The organism is bacterium, assembly GCA_021372535.1.
Lineage (GTDB): Bacteria > Latescibacterota > Latescibacteria > Latescibacterales > Latescibacteraceae > JAFGMP01.
In genome coordinates this window covers 12,345-28,647 of record JAJFUH010000102.1, presented here as the reverse complement: position 1 = coordinate 28,647, position 16,303 = coordinate 12,345, and the positions used below count along the sequence as shown (strand labels likewise).

The following is a 16,303-nucleotide window of genomic DNA, read 5'->3' as shown; positions in this document are numbered from 1 at the left end:
CTGGATAGAACCCTCAAACTGGTATTTCCATTTCAATGTCCCGTCCGATTTTACCGCGTAAAGATTAGTATCATCAGACCCAAAATACACCGTGCCGTCGGTGCCTATCGCGGGCGAGGAATTGACTTGACCGCCAGTCTGGTATTTCCATTTCAATGTCCCGTCCGATTTTAAAGCGTAGAGATAAGTATCCCAAGACCCTACATACACCGTGCCGTCGGTGCCTATCGCGGGCGAGGACCAGTCTTGACCGCCAGTCTGGTATTTCCATTTCAATGTCCCGTCCGATTTTACCGCGTAAAGATACGTATTACTCCCCGAACCCCAAACATGAGACCCCACATACACCGTGCCGTCGGAGCCTATTGCGGCCGAGGACTGGACTTGACCCCCGGTCTGGTATTTCCATTTCAATGTCCCGTCAGATGTTACCGCATAGAGATAACCATCACCAGACCCAAAATACACCGTGCCGTCGGAGCCTATGGCGGGTGATGAAGCGATGCTATTCCCTGTCTGGAATTTCCATTTCAATGTCCCGCCAGATGTTACCGCATAGAGATAACCATCAATAGACCCCACATAGACCGTGCCGTCGGAGCCTATCGCAGGCGAGGAAGCGTAGAGACTACCCCCAGCCTGGAATTTCCATTTCAATGTCCCGTCAGATGTTACCGCGTAAAGATATTTATCTTCAGATCCCACATACACCGTGCCGTCAGCGCCTATCGCGGGCGAAGCATAACCTGCGGACATACCAGCTTGGCCTGTCTGGAATTTCCATTTCAATGTCCCATCAGATTTCACCGCATTGAGATAAGAATCATTAGACTCCACATAGACCGTGCCGTCGGAGCCTATCACGGGCGAGGATTCGAAGATATTGCCCCCGGTCCTGTATTTCCATTTCACCGTGTTTGAAGCAGCAACGGTGGCAATCCCTCTCCCCGTGTGCTGGAGGTTCTGGCCTTTCATCGGCCATGCACTGTCGGCAAGACCGCCCGTGGGCGCCACGATGGTGAAATTGGCATAGCTTCTCCCGAGAACACCCGAATTTGATTCATCGATAACGCGTACCCTGCATGCCGTCGAGGGAGAGTCGGGTATAATCCATTCATATGCGGCGGCCGTGGCATCGACACCCGTGGCAATCACTGTCCATGTCGTCCCGTCGTTCGATGTGTATGCAATGGCGACCGTTTTCACATTACTCGATTGCCAGGTTATCTTGTATGCCTTGCCGGCCGTCCAGACCTCTCCGCCGTTTGGCGCGATGACCCGCACCGACGCCACTGGCTGTTCGGCCGCCTTGATCGTGAACGCGCTGTAGCTCGATGAAATAATGCCGGAGCCGGATTCATCGGTGATGCGCACGCGACACTTGTCGGACGGGTTGTTCGGGATCGTCCACGAGTATGACTTCTTCATCGCATCAACATTTTTCGCAATTAATGTCCATGCCGCGCCGTTGTCGACAGACAGCTCGATGGTTATCGCGGCGACATCCCGGGCCTCCCATGTGATGATCTGCGTCGAGCCGATAACCCAGCTTTCCGCCGAGTTCGGCGTAACAATCCGGAGATAGGGCGACCTGATCGTGAACGCCGCGTTACTCACATCCTGTATACTCATATCGTAAGAATTGCTTATACGGACAAGGCAGGTTTTGGAGGAGGCATCCGGTACTGTCCATGCGTACGATTTCGCACCGGCGTTCACTCCGCCCTCGATCATGGTCCAGTTCGCGCCGTTGTCGGTCGAGTACTCGAGGTAGAGCTCGGACACGCCGGAAGTTTCCCATGTGATGGGTACGGTCTGCCCGGCGAAGAAGAATTCCCCGCCGTTGGGGGAGGTGACGGTTATGGTTCCGGCGCCGGGGATTTCCGGAGCGAAAGCATAGAGATAACCATCTTTAGACCCCACATACACCGTACCATCGGAGTCTATCGCCGGCGATGATGCGACTTCAGCTCCGGTCTGGAATTTCCATTTCAATGTCCCATCCGGTTTTACTGCGTAGAGATATTTATCTTCAGAACCAATATACACTATGCCGCCGGAGCCAATCGCGGGCGAGGATAGAACAACACCCCCGGTTTGAAATTTCCATTTCAATGTCCCGTCCGGTTTTACCGCGTAGAGATACTTATCCAAAGACCCTACATACACTGTGCCATCGGAGCCTATTGAGGGTGAGTAAACGTAATTACCAACCTGGTATTTCCATTTCAATGTCCCATCCGGGTTTACCGCGTAGAGATTACGATCAGAAGACCCCACATACACCGTACCGTCGAAGTCTATCGCGGGCGAGGAACTGACACCACTGACACACCAGAATTTCCATTTCAATGTCCCTTCAGATGTTATAGCATAGAGATACGTATCCATAGAACCAGCATACACTGTACCGTCAGGGCCTATCGCAGGCGAGCCGACCCCACCTCCGGTCTGGAATTTCCATTTCAATGTCCCGTCCGGGTTTACCGCGTAGAGATACTTATCCCCGGACCCTACATACACCGTGCCGTCAGGGCCTATCGCGGGTGAGGATGTGATATCACCTCCTGTCTGGAATTTCCATTTCAATGTCCCGTCAGATTTTACCGCATAGAGATATGTATCTGTAGCCCAGGCCCCCGCATACACCGTGCCATCGGCGCCTATCGCGGGCGAAGAAGCGATATCGCCTCCGGTCTGAAATTTCCATTTCAACATCCCGTCCGGTTTTACCGCATAGAGATACGTATCATTGGATCCAACATACACCGTACCATCAACACCTATCGTAGGTGCGGAATAGATTTCTCTGCCTGTCTGGAATTTCCATTTCAACGTACTTGACGCAGCAACGGAGGCAATCCCTCTTCCCGTGTGATGGAGGTTCTGGCCACTCATCGGCCAGGCACTGTCGGCAAGGCCGCCCTGTGTTATGGGTTCGTTTCCCGGAAGGAGGATTCTGAACACCTCGAACGTGCCGTCCACATCGAGCAGGTAACTGATAAATTTCCCCTCAGGAGACCAGCTTCCGCAGATATGTTCCTGCTCCCATTCGGGGAACATCTGTTTTGACCCACCCGTTGCGAAATCGTAGAGATAGAGACGGCCTATGTCGGGAAAACCGGTGTACATGATCGATTTCCCGTTGGGCGAATATTCGGGATACCCGGTGTCGAAGAAATTGAAGGTCAGCTGCACCGCCGCACCGCCATCGCGGGGAATCCGGTACAGGTTGGATATTCCGTCCTGATTGGCGATGGATGTGACGATAAACATGTCATCGGGGCTGAAGGTGAGAAGACCGAAGGAGCTGTCGTCCGCATTGATGACCTTGATATCGCCGTTCGTGGTATTATAGATCACGAGCTCGCCGGTAAGCGCTCTGCATGCCAAATAGGTGCCGCTGTGACTCAAAACGCCTTCCACCGCGAGATCAAGCACAAGACGTAACGATTTTTCCTTGATATTGACAGCATCGATCTCGTACGTTGTCCACTCACTCCCGTCATAGCGCGAGAAAATCACCTCCAAGCCGTCCGGCGAAAAACTGGGGATCGAACACCAGCCGTCGATATTCGCCGTGATGTTTATCGGGCCGCCGCCCGTAACGGGAACGATATAAATCTCGCCCTCTTCGCCGTAGGCTACCCATTTGTTGTCGGGAGACCATGCCGTCTCGAACCGGTCACGGTATTCTGTGCTCGTGGTCAGTCTTGTCCCATTGAATACCTGCGCACCGTGTGATGGTTTTTCGAGAACGCGTGCTCCCGATGACGGCGCTTTCCCCGCGTATCCGGGGGGTTTCCACAATGTGTCGCTTCCTGATGGACGGTCCTGGCCCGAAACCAGACTCGAAACAGCGAGTCCCAGCAGTACGACATACCCGAAAATGTGTTTTTTCTTTGTCATATTCTCATTGCGCCTCTTTTTTATTTTAATACGTGTATGGTAAGGATTGAATATGCATTCGTAATATATCATGGAATCAGTAGTGTCCTGTTAAACAGTGAGTCGCCCGGCATTGAAATGCCGGTCTATTGTCGAAAAGTCCCGCCGGGACTCCTGAACACGATCAGTCCGAGTGCCGGAGGCGCTTTTCGGTAATAATCCGGTCCCCGATTACCTATAAAGTTCCACTATGTTTCATCCGCGGCATTTATTTGGAATACATCGTCCATATCCCCGACCACCCGGGTCCGGGAGGCTTGACAACGAAAATATCACACCGCGACTTCATAACCTGCGAAGGAGGATCGTCCTGTCCGGCAAGACGTGAAAAAATCTCCTGTGCGCGGACAAAATCCCCTTGGGAATAAAATCTGAGCGCATCTTCGTACTCATCTCGTCTCTTGAGAATATCCGGGCCGACTTCCCCTTCCATGCCGAGGAGCTCGTACACCCGTACGGGTGTGTCCTTTCCCTTGAACCTGAGGGTGTCGATATGACGGAACTCGAATCCGTCGCCGGCGCCTTCCTTGGTGAATTCGCTGACGAGCATCCGCGTATTGTAGTGCTTGTTGATGCCTTCGAGCCTGAACGCGGAGTTCACCGTATCGCCGATCACGGTGAATTCGAGCTTACGGTTCGAGCCGATATTCCCCATGGTCAGGTCGCCCGTCGTGATTCCCATCCTCGTTATGAAGGGAACACGGTCCTGGGCCTTTGACTCTTCGATTTTCCGCGCGATAATGCTCATGGCTCTCAAGCCCGCAATACAGGCTTTACGTTCGTGCTCCTCTTCCCCGAACGCGCCGAACACGGCGAGTATAGCGTCACCGATGTATTTATTGATGAAACCGCTGTTGTCGATGAGAGACTCCGAGACCTCGGAAAGGTAATCGTTAAGCCGCGACACAACCTCACGCGCCGGGAGCTTTTCCGAAATCGAGGTGAAATCCGCAATATCGGTGGCCATGACGGTAGCGGTAAAAACCCGCCCGTTGAAATCGACCGCGTTGGGATTTTCGAGAATCTGTTCAAGCACGGAGTTGTTGACATACTGTTCGAAGCTCTTCCGTAAAATCCTTTTATGCTTGCTCTCCCGGAAATATCCCGAAATGACGAGACCGGCAAACGACAGCGTTGTGGCGCTGAGAATCTCGAACCACGACATCCATACGTTTTGGGTAATCAGCCAGTAGGCGATTCCCGTTTCCAGAATCAGAACCGCGGCAAAAACGGCAATGTATGTACGGAGATTCGTGAACAGCCTGAACGCCCCGAGCATGATCACGGAAGCAGCGGCTATTCCGAGAACGACCACACATGACGGCAGACGGCGGATAAAATCGTTCCTGATAAAATTCTCGATGGCGGTCGCATGAATCTCCATTCCCGGATACGGATATCTGACTGTCGAGAAAGGCGTCGGCTTGATATCGAGCAGTCCCTGGAAATGAGATCCGACAATCACAATCTTGTCTTTGAACGCCTCGCGGGGTATTATCGGCACTTCACCCCGGTCGGTCTGCATATACGAGGCAATAACCGCATGGAACGAATAATAAGTGAATACCCCGTTGGGTCCGCCGATGCCGTACCAGTTCAGGAGCAATTTCCCGTTACGGTCGACAAGGGTACTTCGGCCCGATGGCTCGAACAGCTTCTTCATCACAGCCTGTTCGCCCACAATATCGCGCCCCACCGCAAATGCAAGGGAAGGAATGAATTTCTCGTGAACCTTGAGAACAAGCGGATACCGCCGGTATATGCCATCCTCTTCGGACACCGCGCTGGCGAGCCCGATACCTTTGGCTCCATGGGATATTTCGGGTATCGGGAAGATACCGAACTTGTACGGTTCCAGCCTGAGCTGATCAAAAAATGTATTATCCGGAAGAAAAATCGAAGGACTGAATGGATTTTCGGGAATTGTATCGGGATGCGCCTCTGCCACAAGATACGTTCTCCCCGATTCGCTGATCGCCTGACCGAAATTCTCGTCGTTTTCCCTGCCGGTAGCAAAACCGGTGCGGTCGTCGTCCTGATCGGAAAAAATCATATCGAAAACAATGGCGCGGGCATCGCACTGTGTCAGATACCGTACCAGATGGGCGTAAAAATCACGCGGCCACTGCCACGAAACGCCGCGTTTCTGGAAAAACTGAAGGCTTCGCTCGTCGATGCTGACAATAACGACATTCTCGCTGTGAACCGGTGTGTGACGCCGAACGTTCATGAATGCATCGAACAGCTTCCAGTCAAGCGAACGGAATATTCCCGCGGCAAACATGACGGTCATCACGCAAAAAACGATGAAAGTCACGATTATATCGATAACGAGGTTTTTTTTACGTTCAGATAAACCCGGCATACCTGATTACCTGTTTTAAAGCATGATAGAAAACACCTTGTACATGGTCATAAGCTGTCAAGGATCAGCACAAAGTGCTTAAGAAAGAAATCACAAGGCATAAAAAACCACAAACCATGAACCACAAACTATAAACCATAAACTATAGACCAAGTCTTAAAAAACCATGGATTCCTTGAAACCGGCGGAAAATGTCTGTCCGCTGTAATTCTTGTAATTCTTCATCACCTTGTCGATACTGTTGAGCCGTTTCCCGAAGTCGGGGTGGTTACGGTAATTAATATCGAATATATCGACCTCACGGTCATGCTTCGTTTTCAGCTTGTTGAGAAGCCTGAGCTCTCCACCGAGGTCATAACCGCTCCGGGCCATATAGAGGAGCGCCATTTCATCGGCTTCGAATTCATACGCATCGAGTTTGGGACTCCGGCATATCGTTGCCGCTCGGATGGCTATCGAGGAAAGCTCCTTTTCGGTTTCGGATACGCCGCCTGTCTGGCTGTCGAGATTCGCGAAGGCATCTTCCGCCTGCATGGCTATTCTGTTGAATTTGTCCTCGAGCTCCCGCGTGCCGTGCCCGGCAATCACATGCCCCATTTCGTGCGCGAGCAGTGCCGCAAGCTCGGACTCATCGTCGAGAAGCTGGAGAAGCCCTCTAGTGAGCATGATGTATCCGCCGGGACACGATATCGCATTGACACGGTCTGTGTCGAGAATAAAAAATATATACTTTATGTCTGGCCGTTCCGTGGCATCGGCAAGATACCAGCCGACCGAATAAACATAGTTGATGATATTCTCGTTTTCCAGCAGTGTGCCCTCGGCAACCGATGAAGCGACAGTATAACCAATCTGCTGTTCCTTCACATAGGGCATCCGCGGTGAACGGTATTTTTTCGAAAGCTTGTATTTTTTAAAAAGATTGTCACGGGATACTGTCCGGGCGTGCTCATTTTCAAAAGCCTCGAATCTGAACGGAGGAATGTCATAGCCATCAACGGGGACTTCCGCAAGATTGCTCTTGTCAGCGCCTGTATACCGTGTCCAGAAGCCCTTTATGGCTGCCGAGACAGCTATTGGAGATGCCGAGACACGGGCGCCCTCGAACGACATCTTGCTGAACGGGTTTTCCTTGCCGCCTGTTTCTTCCAGAAGAGAATTTTCTGAAATCCAGACCTCCTGGTTTTCGAACGTAACTTTCAGCCACCCCTTTTCTTTTCCCAGGACAGCAAGGCTCGCTGACGGTGGAATAAGCGTCTTCAATTCATAGTAGGATCCCGGTCCGGATCGACCCGGTGTCTGTTTAACAACCTTGACCGTTTCCGCCGCCGCAATAAGGATCAGAATGACCAGTATACATCCAAAAGCGTATCCCAGCAACGACTGCAACTTCATCTGCCTTACTTTCATTTTTTCCCACCTCGTTCAAAGGAAAACCGCATTCTCCCTTTATGAGCTTATCGGATTACCCCGACTAAAAAGCGCATTTCCCTCATTTTTCCGCAGGCGCAAAAATGAGCTTGTACACCCATGAAGAAACGCTCGGAACCTGGGTCTGGAGCACTTTCTGTACCATCCGCTGCTGTGCACGGGTTTCATCACCCAGTTCGCTTATCTGTTCCCGCAGAACAATCGTATTGATGACCTTGCTGGTTTTCGGTTCGAGCGCGCTGACCGATAAAACCCACGTAATATTTGCAAAATCGTACTCTTTCGAGCCCACCTTGGTTTTTCTGGTACCTTTCGTAACATCATTCTTCACCGACATCACCAGATCGGTTCCTGCGCTTGTTGCTGACGATAAATCGGGATATTCCCTGATCCTGATACCCGTATCGACAATACCCTTGATGAGTCCCGTTACAATTTCGCTGTCCACCTCGCCGTCGCTGATAAGTCCGACATCAAAAGCCTCTGCAATCAGGCTGTCGATGCTTGTCAATACATTCCTGAGCACCGGATTCCGTGACTCTCCTGCGCCTCCGGGGATTAAAAGCCCCAGGTCCTGACGCTCCTTTTCACGGTCTACAAGGTCTTTTGCGGCATTGGCAAGGTCACGGAGCCGTGTCAAATCGTCACCCTGCGTATTGGCAAGCCGCTGGTCGGCATCGGCATCCAGTTTCTTGATTCTGTCGTTGAGGACAGTAACGTAGGTGCTTTTATCGAGAACGGCCCAAATCTCAACCACGTTGTTTTTATTATCCTTCTTCATTCCGGCGATTTCAATACCCGGTATTTCACGGGCGGCGCTGACTTTAATGGTGTTCGACAGTTCCGTCAAACGTTTCTCGACAGTTTTACCGCCTTCCGAACGGTTCTGCGCCCATTCGTTGATAACCGATTCCCCGGATATTTTCGATTCGAAAAACTTTGCTATCTCGAGACGGGCAGCTTCGGTGGCGGCATCCTGGCTTTCCCCCAGACCCGAACGAACGATATAACGGTCTGCAGGGTACTTCCGGGTTATCTCGTCACCATTCTTGACCGTTGTTTGCGCCATTCCCGCCTTCCCTGATGAACACCCTAAAATCAGCACTGCTCCGGCAATCGATAAAACCATTCTCGTCATAGTATATTCTCCCGGCAGTCCGTATTCGAAACAAGTTCATTATAATAGAACATATAGCACAATAACATTTATTTTCAAGAAGTTAAATCTTTAATTATCGAAACACCTTTTATCAGGCAACCGGTTTTTATCACTCCGGTTGTCGATGCATGACAACCCCGGATTACCAATGAGAACCATTCTCATATTCATCTCATTAATCATGCACAATTTTCTGATAATTTTGGATTAAGAGTGATGCAGTACAGTTAAAATTATTATAAAAACAGAAAATTGTCAAGGTAATGAAACAATGACCTGACATCATAACAGTGACAATAAATTAAACGGCTGAACAATATTATGTAACAACCATCACAAAACCGGTTTTATTCTGTAATTTTCATGAAAATTATACTGTTATCGGTATTTATCCAGGCTACATGGTTATTTTAGTCACATCGATTTTTTCCGGATCACTGGTTCCCAGGCCATACTTGGTGTCGGCGTTTTTCACATAACGGGGGATTTCAAGGCTCCCGAGCTTTTCCAGCGCCCGTTTTTCATTGATTACCCTGAGCGCGGTACATTCGGCGGCAATCTGGTCTCTGCTCATGATAATGCCACCGTAATACCAGGGAGTACCCCGTTTGTACGTTCCGCGGAGACCATCGCAGACCGCGAGAACAGTTTTATTCTTTATGCTCGGACGGGCGCACACCTCGGTGCAGAATTCGGCATTCCCATGACAGCGGGTCATGTGGCTGTTTGGCAGGCTGCCGATATGGTTCTTGAGAAACAGGCTGCCTTCGAATTCGCCTTCGACAGTCTTAAGTGTAGGCATGTTTATAATCTTCGTACACATATCGGTTATAATCGTCGTCAACTGTTCCTTCTGGCTGAATCCACCGCCGTCATCGTTCCCGAAACAGCGTACACCGGAAGCGTCCTTTTTCACAAAATACCCTGACCGTGAGAGTTCGGAGCTGAAACGCTCATAAATGATGATATTCTCCTGAGGGACTATTTCCGAAATGCTGTCACAGAGTGCATACACGAGCTCCGGATGTGTATGAAGGAGGAATGTCCATGTATTGCAGTTCACCTTGATTCCGACCGTGTCGCCTGCTGTGAGGCCGAGGGATACCCACGCTTCCTTCGTGGTCTGTTTCCCCGTTATATCGAAGAGCGCCCTGTCGAGCATGAGACGTGCCTGGCTGCGGTCACAGATGTTACGGGTCGAGATGGCTTTTTCGTTTCTGACTATTGCCACTTTTACCCTGTTTCCGACGCTGTGAACCACTGGCGGCGCAAGAAGCGCCTGTGATATTCCAAGCCCGAATGCCCCGGCAGCCGTATTCCGGATAAATTCCCTTCGTCCGCGATTCTGTATCATCGTTCAAATCTCCCTCAGGGAATATTTCCGGTAAGTTCAGTTCCGAGTGTGGTCACCGCTGTCTGGAGGGAATCGTTATTCGTGGAAACAGAGATAAAATACTTCGCCCGGTGAAAATACAAGAGAAAATCCGGCTCGTAATGATAGGCTTTACATTCAGCCCCGGCGCTGCATGGTTCAAAACCATCGGGACATACCTCCTCATCGTTGAAAATGGCGCGGGCGCCTTCCGGTGTCCCCATGTTGAAGATATCCACTGTAATCTCGTTCGAGCGGCCGTCACGGTAAACTGCGTGAGTGGTCTCGGTGAGGCCATACTTGAGATATACAAGCCCGCCGCCGTCGATATAATCGAATATGGTACCGTCCTTGAGCGGATGGTCTGCAGTACCGAAAAGCAGGAGGGAATCGGGCGGAGAGAATCCGTTCGGGATATTCACGGCAAGGAAACGGTTTCTATATAGGGCGGTCAGGTTATGCTGTTGTCCGGCATTGACTCTGATAACACGTGTTCCGGGTGTTTCGAACTGATCGCTGTAATCGGAAAATTTAATCTCGTGTTTTCCGGATTTCAGCGTAAGCGCAACCGGAGCTTTTCCACCGGGTTTTCCGTCCACGATCACAGAACCTGATACCGGATACGTTGTTACGGTCAGCGACCCTTCACCGATGCTGCAGCCGATCGCAAGAACGCCAATCAGAAAACACGGGACAACCGCTGTTTTATAGAATTGCATATCTCTACTCCCAATTTTCTGAAATCTATATTAATCAGTATATTGCAGGAGTATTACCTGAAATCCCGGCATGTCAAGGTATAGAGAGCAAATTTTCTACACCATCGTATCCCCGCACGGATTTTTTTAAATTATGTATTGATATCAGGGATTAGTTAATCGAGATAGATACAAGAAAATCTGTCATGGTAATGAAATATTTATTTGCAAAAATCAATCCATAAAATGTATATCATTCTATATTATTTATTAACAGTAAGATATAATGGATATACCGATACACAATACTGGGCTGCCTTGAATCATTCGGGCAATTTGTCAGAATATTCAATGAATATACGTGACAATATGTCATGATCAGGAAACATCATTAAAGCACGAATCCCGCTCCATTATAACTTTAACGATTATAAATTATAAATGTTGTGAATTTTTTCCCTGCGCAGAATACCGGCTGTCCCCCATGTAAAGAATACCTGCATTCATCATAAAACACAAGGTTAATTTAGAATACTGGAGTGTCCTGTCCCGTAAAGAGATTTCCCGGTATTCGACAGTCATTCCGGGCAACGAAGAAACATCAGTTATTTATATAGAGAGTCCCGGTTATCCGTAAGCCATCCGACCGTGAACACTGTAAACGTGATGGTCTCGTAAGCATGTTCGCTGCCCTTCTCGTACAGGCAGCCGATGGACATGCCGGGCAGGACGGTCAGGCAGGAGTATGCTGAAGGTCCTTCGTAAAGGCATTTAGCAACCGGCCATGTTGTGCATTCATCATAGCTGAGGCGGACGGTCATCCTGACACGGGTGGTGTCGGCGGGATTGGAAAAGAGCACACGGTTTCTGCCGTGGTCACCGGCACGGGTGAAGCGGAGGAGGCTTGCCTGGCAGACCGGTTCCACAAGCGTCCGGTCATGGGTGACCGGAGACCATGTGATACCGCCGTCGGTGCTTGTCGATATGGCGCGGCGCTTATATCCGTGATAGCTCCGCATGTTCATGAGGAGTGAGCCGTCCGCTCGCTCGACAACCTGGCATTCGTTACATTTCGGCGAGAGCCTGCCGCCGATTTTCCATGTGGAACCGTGATCATCGCTGTAGATGATGTGAGAACCCCATTCTTTGCTCTCTTTTTCCGCATGGTCGCAGGGTATCACGAGACGGCTGCTCGCAAGCCGGATGCCGACTCCCGGCCCGGTCGCATACCATGTCCAGCCGGGGAGTTTTGCCATACCGGTGATATCGCGGGGCGACGACCATGTGACGCCGTCATCGATGCTCGACATGACCCAGACAGTCCGTGTGCCGGTGCTTTCTCCCGACATGATTTTCGGTTCGGTATCCGTCCCCAGGTTATGGGTAAGAAGGAGCCATATCGTGCCCGTGTCAGGGTCGACGACGGGGCAGGGATTGCCGCATACATTGTCGCCGTCATCCCAGATGACTTCCATCGGGCTCCAGGTTTTGCCGTTGTCGGGGCTTCGTCTGAGCACGATGTCGATATCGCCGGTGTCCGACCGGCTTGTTTTCCGTCCCTCGCAGAAGGCAAGAACCGTGCCGTTCCGGGCAACGATCACCGCCGGAATACGGAATGTATCGTATCCGTCCCGGCCGCTCGTGAACACGACCGTTTCCCTGAACGGAAGCTCCTCACAAAAGGTGACACATGGCATCGACATAAAAGAGACGGCGGCGGCGAGCAGTATAACGGCAATCCTCATTTTACACACTCCTTGCGGTTTCATTATCGTTCAGGCGGCATACCCCGGGCAGCATCCTGAAGGAGGCGGATACGTTCGATTTCGTCCCTCATTTCAACGAATCCCAGTTCATCGGCCATACGCCCTATGGGTGTTGCCGGGTCGTTCGACCAGAAAATTCCTGCATCTTCCGATTCATAATATGTATAGCCGACCCTGTCGCCGTATTTGTCCGAAAATGCCTTTCCGTTGCCGAGGCTGGCTGCCCACGAGATTATGACATACGAGAGGTCGATACGGTGCACGAGAACACGGTCTTTGGTTGTCTGGGCGTCGATCATGCCGACGGGGTTGAAAACCGATATGTTGTTCCGCGGTGTGCTCGATACGACATAATACCGGCCCTCCGCCGCATATGCCGCCGGTCTCGATGTCTGCGGCGACATGGTGGTCAGGGCGACGATTTCCGCGCCTTTACGGGCGAGCACATCCCAGCCGTCCCTGTAGGACAGATCGTAGCATATCTGGATGCCGAGCCTGCCGAAGTCACACTCGAACACCGGGAAATCCTTTCCGGGAGTCATTCCTCCCTCGAGAATATCGCTGCCGAGCGCCGCAACGATGTGTACCTTGCGGTAAATACCGGCTACAGCACCCGACCGGTCAAACAGCACCGCCGCATTCGAGTAAACACCCTTTTTGCCTTCCTCGACAAGGTCCATCGGCACCACGATGTATGTTTTGTACTGCCGCGCCTTGGCGCCCATCCGGTCGAGAACCGGCCCATTGAGCGGAACGGAGCTGGTTTCCGCCGTTTTTCCCCTGTCGCGTGTAACCACCTCCTCGGGCAGCACGACAAGATCGAGTCCCTCGCCCGGATATTTCCTCTCGGCCTCGCGGGCAACCTCGTCGATGAGTTCGCCGATCTGTTCGAGCCGTTTTTCGAGCCCGGGATACTTTCCAGGGAACCGTTCCATGGTCGTCCCGATGACAATCTTCCGGGGCGGAGCGAATTTTTTGTTTTCAGCGCCCTGCGCATAAACACGACATGGAGCATATACACAAATCAACAGAAAAGCTATCAAACCGGTCGTTGTCACATATACGGCATTATTCCTCATACATTCCTCCTCTGATATACCGCCGGTTCCGTAAACAGTTTTTTAAAAGTACCGAGCTCAACTGTTTCGTCAATAAAGGCACAATAACGATTACACATAAATGTATGAAAAACGGCTTGAATATACACAAATTATTTTTAACCTGTTGGCGGCATGCGGTCATAGAAGCTTTATACCGGCTTTTCCCCTGTGGTTTTCTAAAAAAGGTATCATTGCAAAGACGTTCTTAAAGTCAGGGACTGCTGCAGTCAGCCGGTTTTCCCTTGCGTTTTGACTTCTACGGGATAATCTTATCTGAAAGGTGAATGCCCGTTTAAAACCACACAATATCCTTTTACAACCCTTTTCATCAACCGGGGTAATGAATCATGCCGATGAAACACCGCATCTCTGTTGTGACCCTGTTATTGCTTCTTTCCGGAATGTCGATCGTGCCGGCCATGGCAGCCAATCACGGCAGTCCCGACTGGCTCAGGTTCGAGCCGTCCCACCGTCTTGCCTCTGAAGGATTCAGGGGTGTCATGTGGTGTACGAGGCTCGGGGACATCCCCTGGAAGATGAAAAACACCATGGTTCATACCTGTTATATCCGTGAAGATGAGGACTTCACCGTCTTTGGAGCCGACGCCCGTTATATCACATACACGACGCGGAACTCGGTGCTCTACGGAGTCCGTATCGATATCGAAGGCCGTGACAATGCCGTCCGGGCAATGAACGAAGCCAGCCGTGAATATCCGCCCGTGGACGGCCAGGAACGAGTCAACGACCGAGAGACCCGATGGAGCACCGAATCGACATCGGTGTGGGTGACCCTCCCCGAGCAGGCGGACGGCCTCGGACAGGTATATCTCTGGGGACGGGATCGCAAGTTCGCCGATGATTCGAAGACGCCGGTTTATCTCAACAAGCCTCCTGCGCTCAATCATACGCTCAGGAAGTACAAACCCCGACACTATGTTATTTACCGGGCTTCTGGCCCTGTCGTTATCGACGGCAGAATCACGGAAAAAGCATGGCAGGATGCGCCGTGGACCGAACCGTTCGAGGACGCGCAGTCACCATACTGTCCCGAACCATGGAAAATGACGAGGGCGAAGATCGTTTATGACGACGAAAACATCTATTTCGCCGCGCAGCTCCAGGAGGAAAATGTCTGGGGTCACATCACCAGACGCGATTCCATAGTCTACTATGACAACGATTTCGAGATATTCATCGATCCCACGGCAGATGCGGTCAATTATTTCGAATACGAGATGACCTGCCTCAACACCATGTTCGACATGTGGCACGAAAACGACAATTACCGGAACGCCCTTGCGGACGGCACCTTCGATTCCCCGGGCTGCCGTCACGCCGTGAATGTGCAGGGCACACTCAATTATCACTACGACACCGATGACGGCTGGACGGCGGAGGTCAAAATCCCGTTCGCCGACCTCAAGGCATACAATCCCGCCATGTCACTGCCGGTCAGGCGCGGCGACATGTGGCGTTTCAACTTCAGCCGTGTGGAATACCTCCATGTCTATACCCAGCTCTTCCCTTACCTTCTTCCCTACAGCCCCTGCGAGGACTGGGTGTGGAACACCACGCATGTCGGCGACCTCCACATTCCCGAAATGTGGGCAAAGGGCACGTTTTCAGACCTTTATGCCGGCTCCGTGCGTGACGAGGAGCTCGAAAAAGGATATCCCATACTCGATCCGCCGCTGCCGCCGAAAAAACTTAAAAAGGACATGATTCATTTCCCCGCCTGTACGATAACCATGGGACCCGATCCCACCGATACGGTTCACAGCCCGGCTCATAGGGTCGATGTTCCCGAATTCTGGATGGACCGCTATGAGGTGACAGTCGCCGAATATGCCGGTTTTCTCAACAGAGGCGGCAACGACAGCCATTATACTGATGCCATGCAGATACCCGAGCTCTGCGGTATTGTCAGGGACGCCCCCGGAAAATATCATGTCGTTCCCGGCCGCGAAAACTATCCCGTGGTGTTTGTCACCCATGATGATGCAATGGCATACGCACAGAGCATCGGCAAGACGCTTCCCACCGAGGCAATGTGGGAACGCGCCGCCCGCGGACTCACCGGACGCAGATATCCCTGGGGAGACGAGCCGGTCGATCCGGGCCGTGCAAACTACGATTTCCATTACGGCGGCACGCTCCCCGTGGGCAGCCTCCCGAACGGCGCGACACCGGAGGGAATCTACGATCTCTGCGGGAATGTCAAGGAGCAGACGGATTCGCAATTCTACAAATACCCCGGCGGCGCCGACTATACGCACTGGTTCAACTTCCCGTTCTTCGCGCCGCCATACCCAGAAAAAAACTGGAACTGGGTGAACCGTGGCAGCGGCTGGACAACGCAGGAAAAGCACACCCCCGCCGGATACCGTGACAGCCAGGGAGCGCAGAATGTCGGTTTCAGGTGCGTCAGGCTGAAATGAGCTATCGTTCCCTGATCGAACAG

At 51.6% G+C, this 16,303-nt stretch carries 9 protein-coding genes; 1 reads left to right on the top strand and 8 read right to left on the bottom strand.

Annotated features, from left to right (window positions below):
- The 8 genes from LLG96_09510 to LLG96_09475 all read right to left on the bottom strand — a co-directional run.
- The coding region (locus LLG96_09510) for a PQQ-binding-like beta-propeller repeat protein (GenBank protein ID MCE5250441.1) at positions 1 to 3,909 on the bottom strand (3,909 nt) is incomplete at its 3' end.
- 247 nt (positions 3,910 to 4,156) lie between these two features.
- Positions 4,157 to 6,313 (bottom strand): adenylate/guanylate cyclase domain-containing protein, encoded by a 2,157-nt coding sequence (locus LLG96_09505; protein MCE5250440.1) that lies wholly within the window; start codon positions 6,311 to 6,313, stop codon positions 4,157 to 4,159.
- Between the two features lie 156 nt (positions 6,314 to 6,469).
- Positions 6,470 to 7,723: a M48 family metallopeptidase gene (locus LLG96_09500; protein MCE5250439.1), complete on the bottom strand. Its 1,254-nt coding sequence runs from the start codon at positions 7,721 to 7,723 to the stop codon at positions 6,470 to 6,472.
- 82 nt (positions 7,724 to 7,805) lie between these two features.
- On the bottom strand, positions 7,806 to 8,882 hold the full coding sequence (locus tag LLG96_09495) for an LPP20 family lipoprotein (GenBank protein ID MCE5250438.1): 1,077 nt from the start codon (positions 8,880 to 8,882) through the stop codon (positions 7,806 to 7,808).
- Between the two features lie 418 nt (positions 8,883 to 9,300).
- Positions 9,301 to 10,257 (bottom strand): DUF362 domain-containing protein, encoded by a 957-nt coding sequence (locus LLG96_09490; GenBank protein ID MCE5250437.1) that lies wholly within the window; start codon positions 10,255 to 10,257, stop codon positions 9,301 to 9,303.
- A gap of 14 nt (positions 10,258 to 10,271) precedes the next feature.
- Complete coding sequence (locus LLG96_09485) at positions 10,272 to 10,994, bottom strand: PEGA domain-containing protein (protein MCE5250436.1); 723 nt, start codon at positions 10,992 to 10,994, stop codon at positions 10,272 to 10,274.
- Positions 10,995 to 11,578: 584 nt separating this feature from the next.
- Positions 11,579 to 12,718 carry a glycoside hydrolase gene (locus tag LLG96_09480; protein ID MCE5250435.1) on the bottom strand — a complete coding sequence of 380 codons (1,140 nt, stop codon included), beginning with the start codon at positions 12,716 to 12,718 and terminating at the stop codon, positions 11,579 to 11,581.
- A gap of 23 nt (positions 12,719 to 12,741) precedes the next feature.
- A complete protein-coding gene (locus LLG96_09475; GenBank protein ID MCE5250434.1) occupies positions 12,742 to 13,818 on the bottom strand; it encodes a carbon-nitrogen hydrolase family protein in 1,077 nt (358 codons plus the stop codon).
- A 368-nt stretch (positions 13,819 to 14,186) separates the two neighbouring features.
- Here LLG96_09475 and LLG96_09470 point away from each other — a divergent pair, with 368 nt between their 5' ends.
- Positions 14,187 to 16,280, top strand: coding sequence for an SUMF1/EgtB/PvdO family nonheme iron enzyme (locus LLG96_09470; GenBank protein MCE5250433.1), 2,094 nt, complete (start codon positions 14,187 to 14,189; stop codon positions 16,278 to 16,280).
- Positions 16,281 to 16,303 lie beyond the last annotated feature (23 nt).

What these genes read in the sequence shown, in the direction of transcription:
- LLG96_09470 (MCE5250433.1), top strand. Translation starts at nt 14,187, where the DNA reads ATGCCGATGAAACACCGCATCTCTGTTGTGACCCTGTTATTGCTTCTT.
- LLG96_09495 (MCE5250438.1), bottom strand. Translation starts at nt 8,882, where the DNA reads ATGACGAGAATGGTTTTATCGATTGCCGGAGCAGTGCTGATTTTAGGG.
- LLG96_09480 (MCE5250435.1), bottom strand. Translation starts at nt 12,718, where the DNA reads ATGAGGATTGCCGTTATACTGCTCGCCGCCGCCGTCTCTTTTATGTCG.
- LLG96_09490 (MCE5250437.1), bottom strand. Translation starts at nt 10,257, where the DNA reads ATGATACAGAATCGCGGACGAAGGGAATTTATCCGGAATACGGCTGCC.
- LLG96_09505 (MCE5250440.1), bottom strand. Translation starts at nt 6,313, where the DNA reads ATGCCGGGTTTATCTGAACGTAAAAAAAACCTCGTTATCGATATAATC.
- LLG96_09475 (MCE5250434.1), bottom strand. Translation starts at nt 13,818, where the DNA reads ATGAGGAATAATGCCGTATATGTGACAACGACCGGTTTGATAGCTTTT.
- LLG96_09485 (MCE5250436.1), bottom strand. Translation starts at nt 10,994, where the DNA reads ATGCAATTCTATAAAACAGCGGTTGTCCCGTGTTTTCTGATTGGCGTT.
- LLG96_09500 (MCE5250439.1), bottom strand. Translation starts at nt 7,723, where the DNA reads ATGAAAGTAAGGCAGATGAAGTTGCAGTCGTTGCTGGGATACGCTTTT.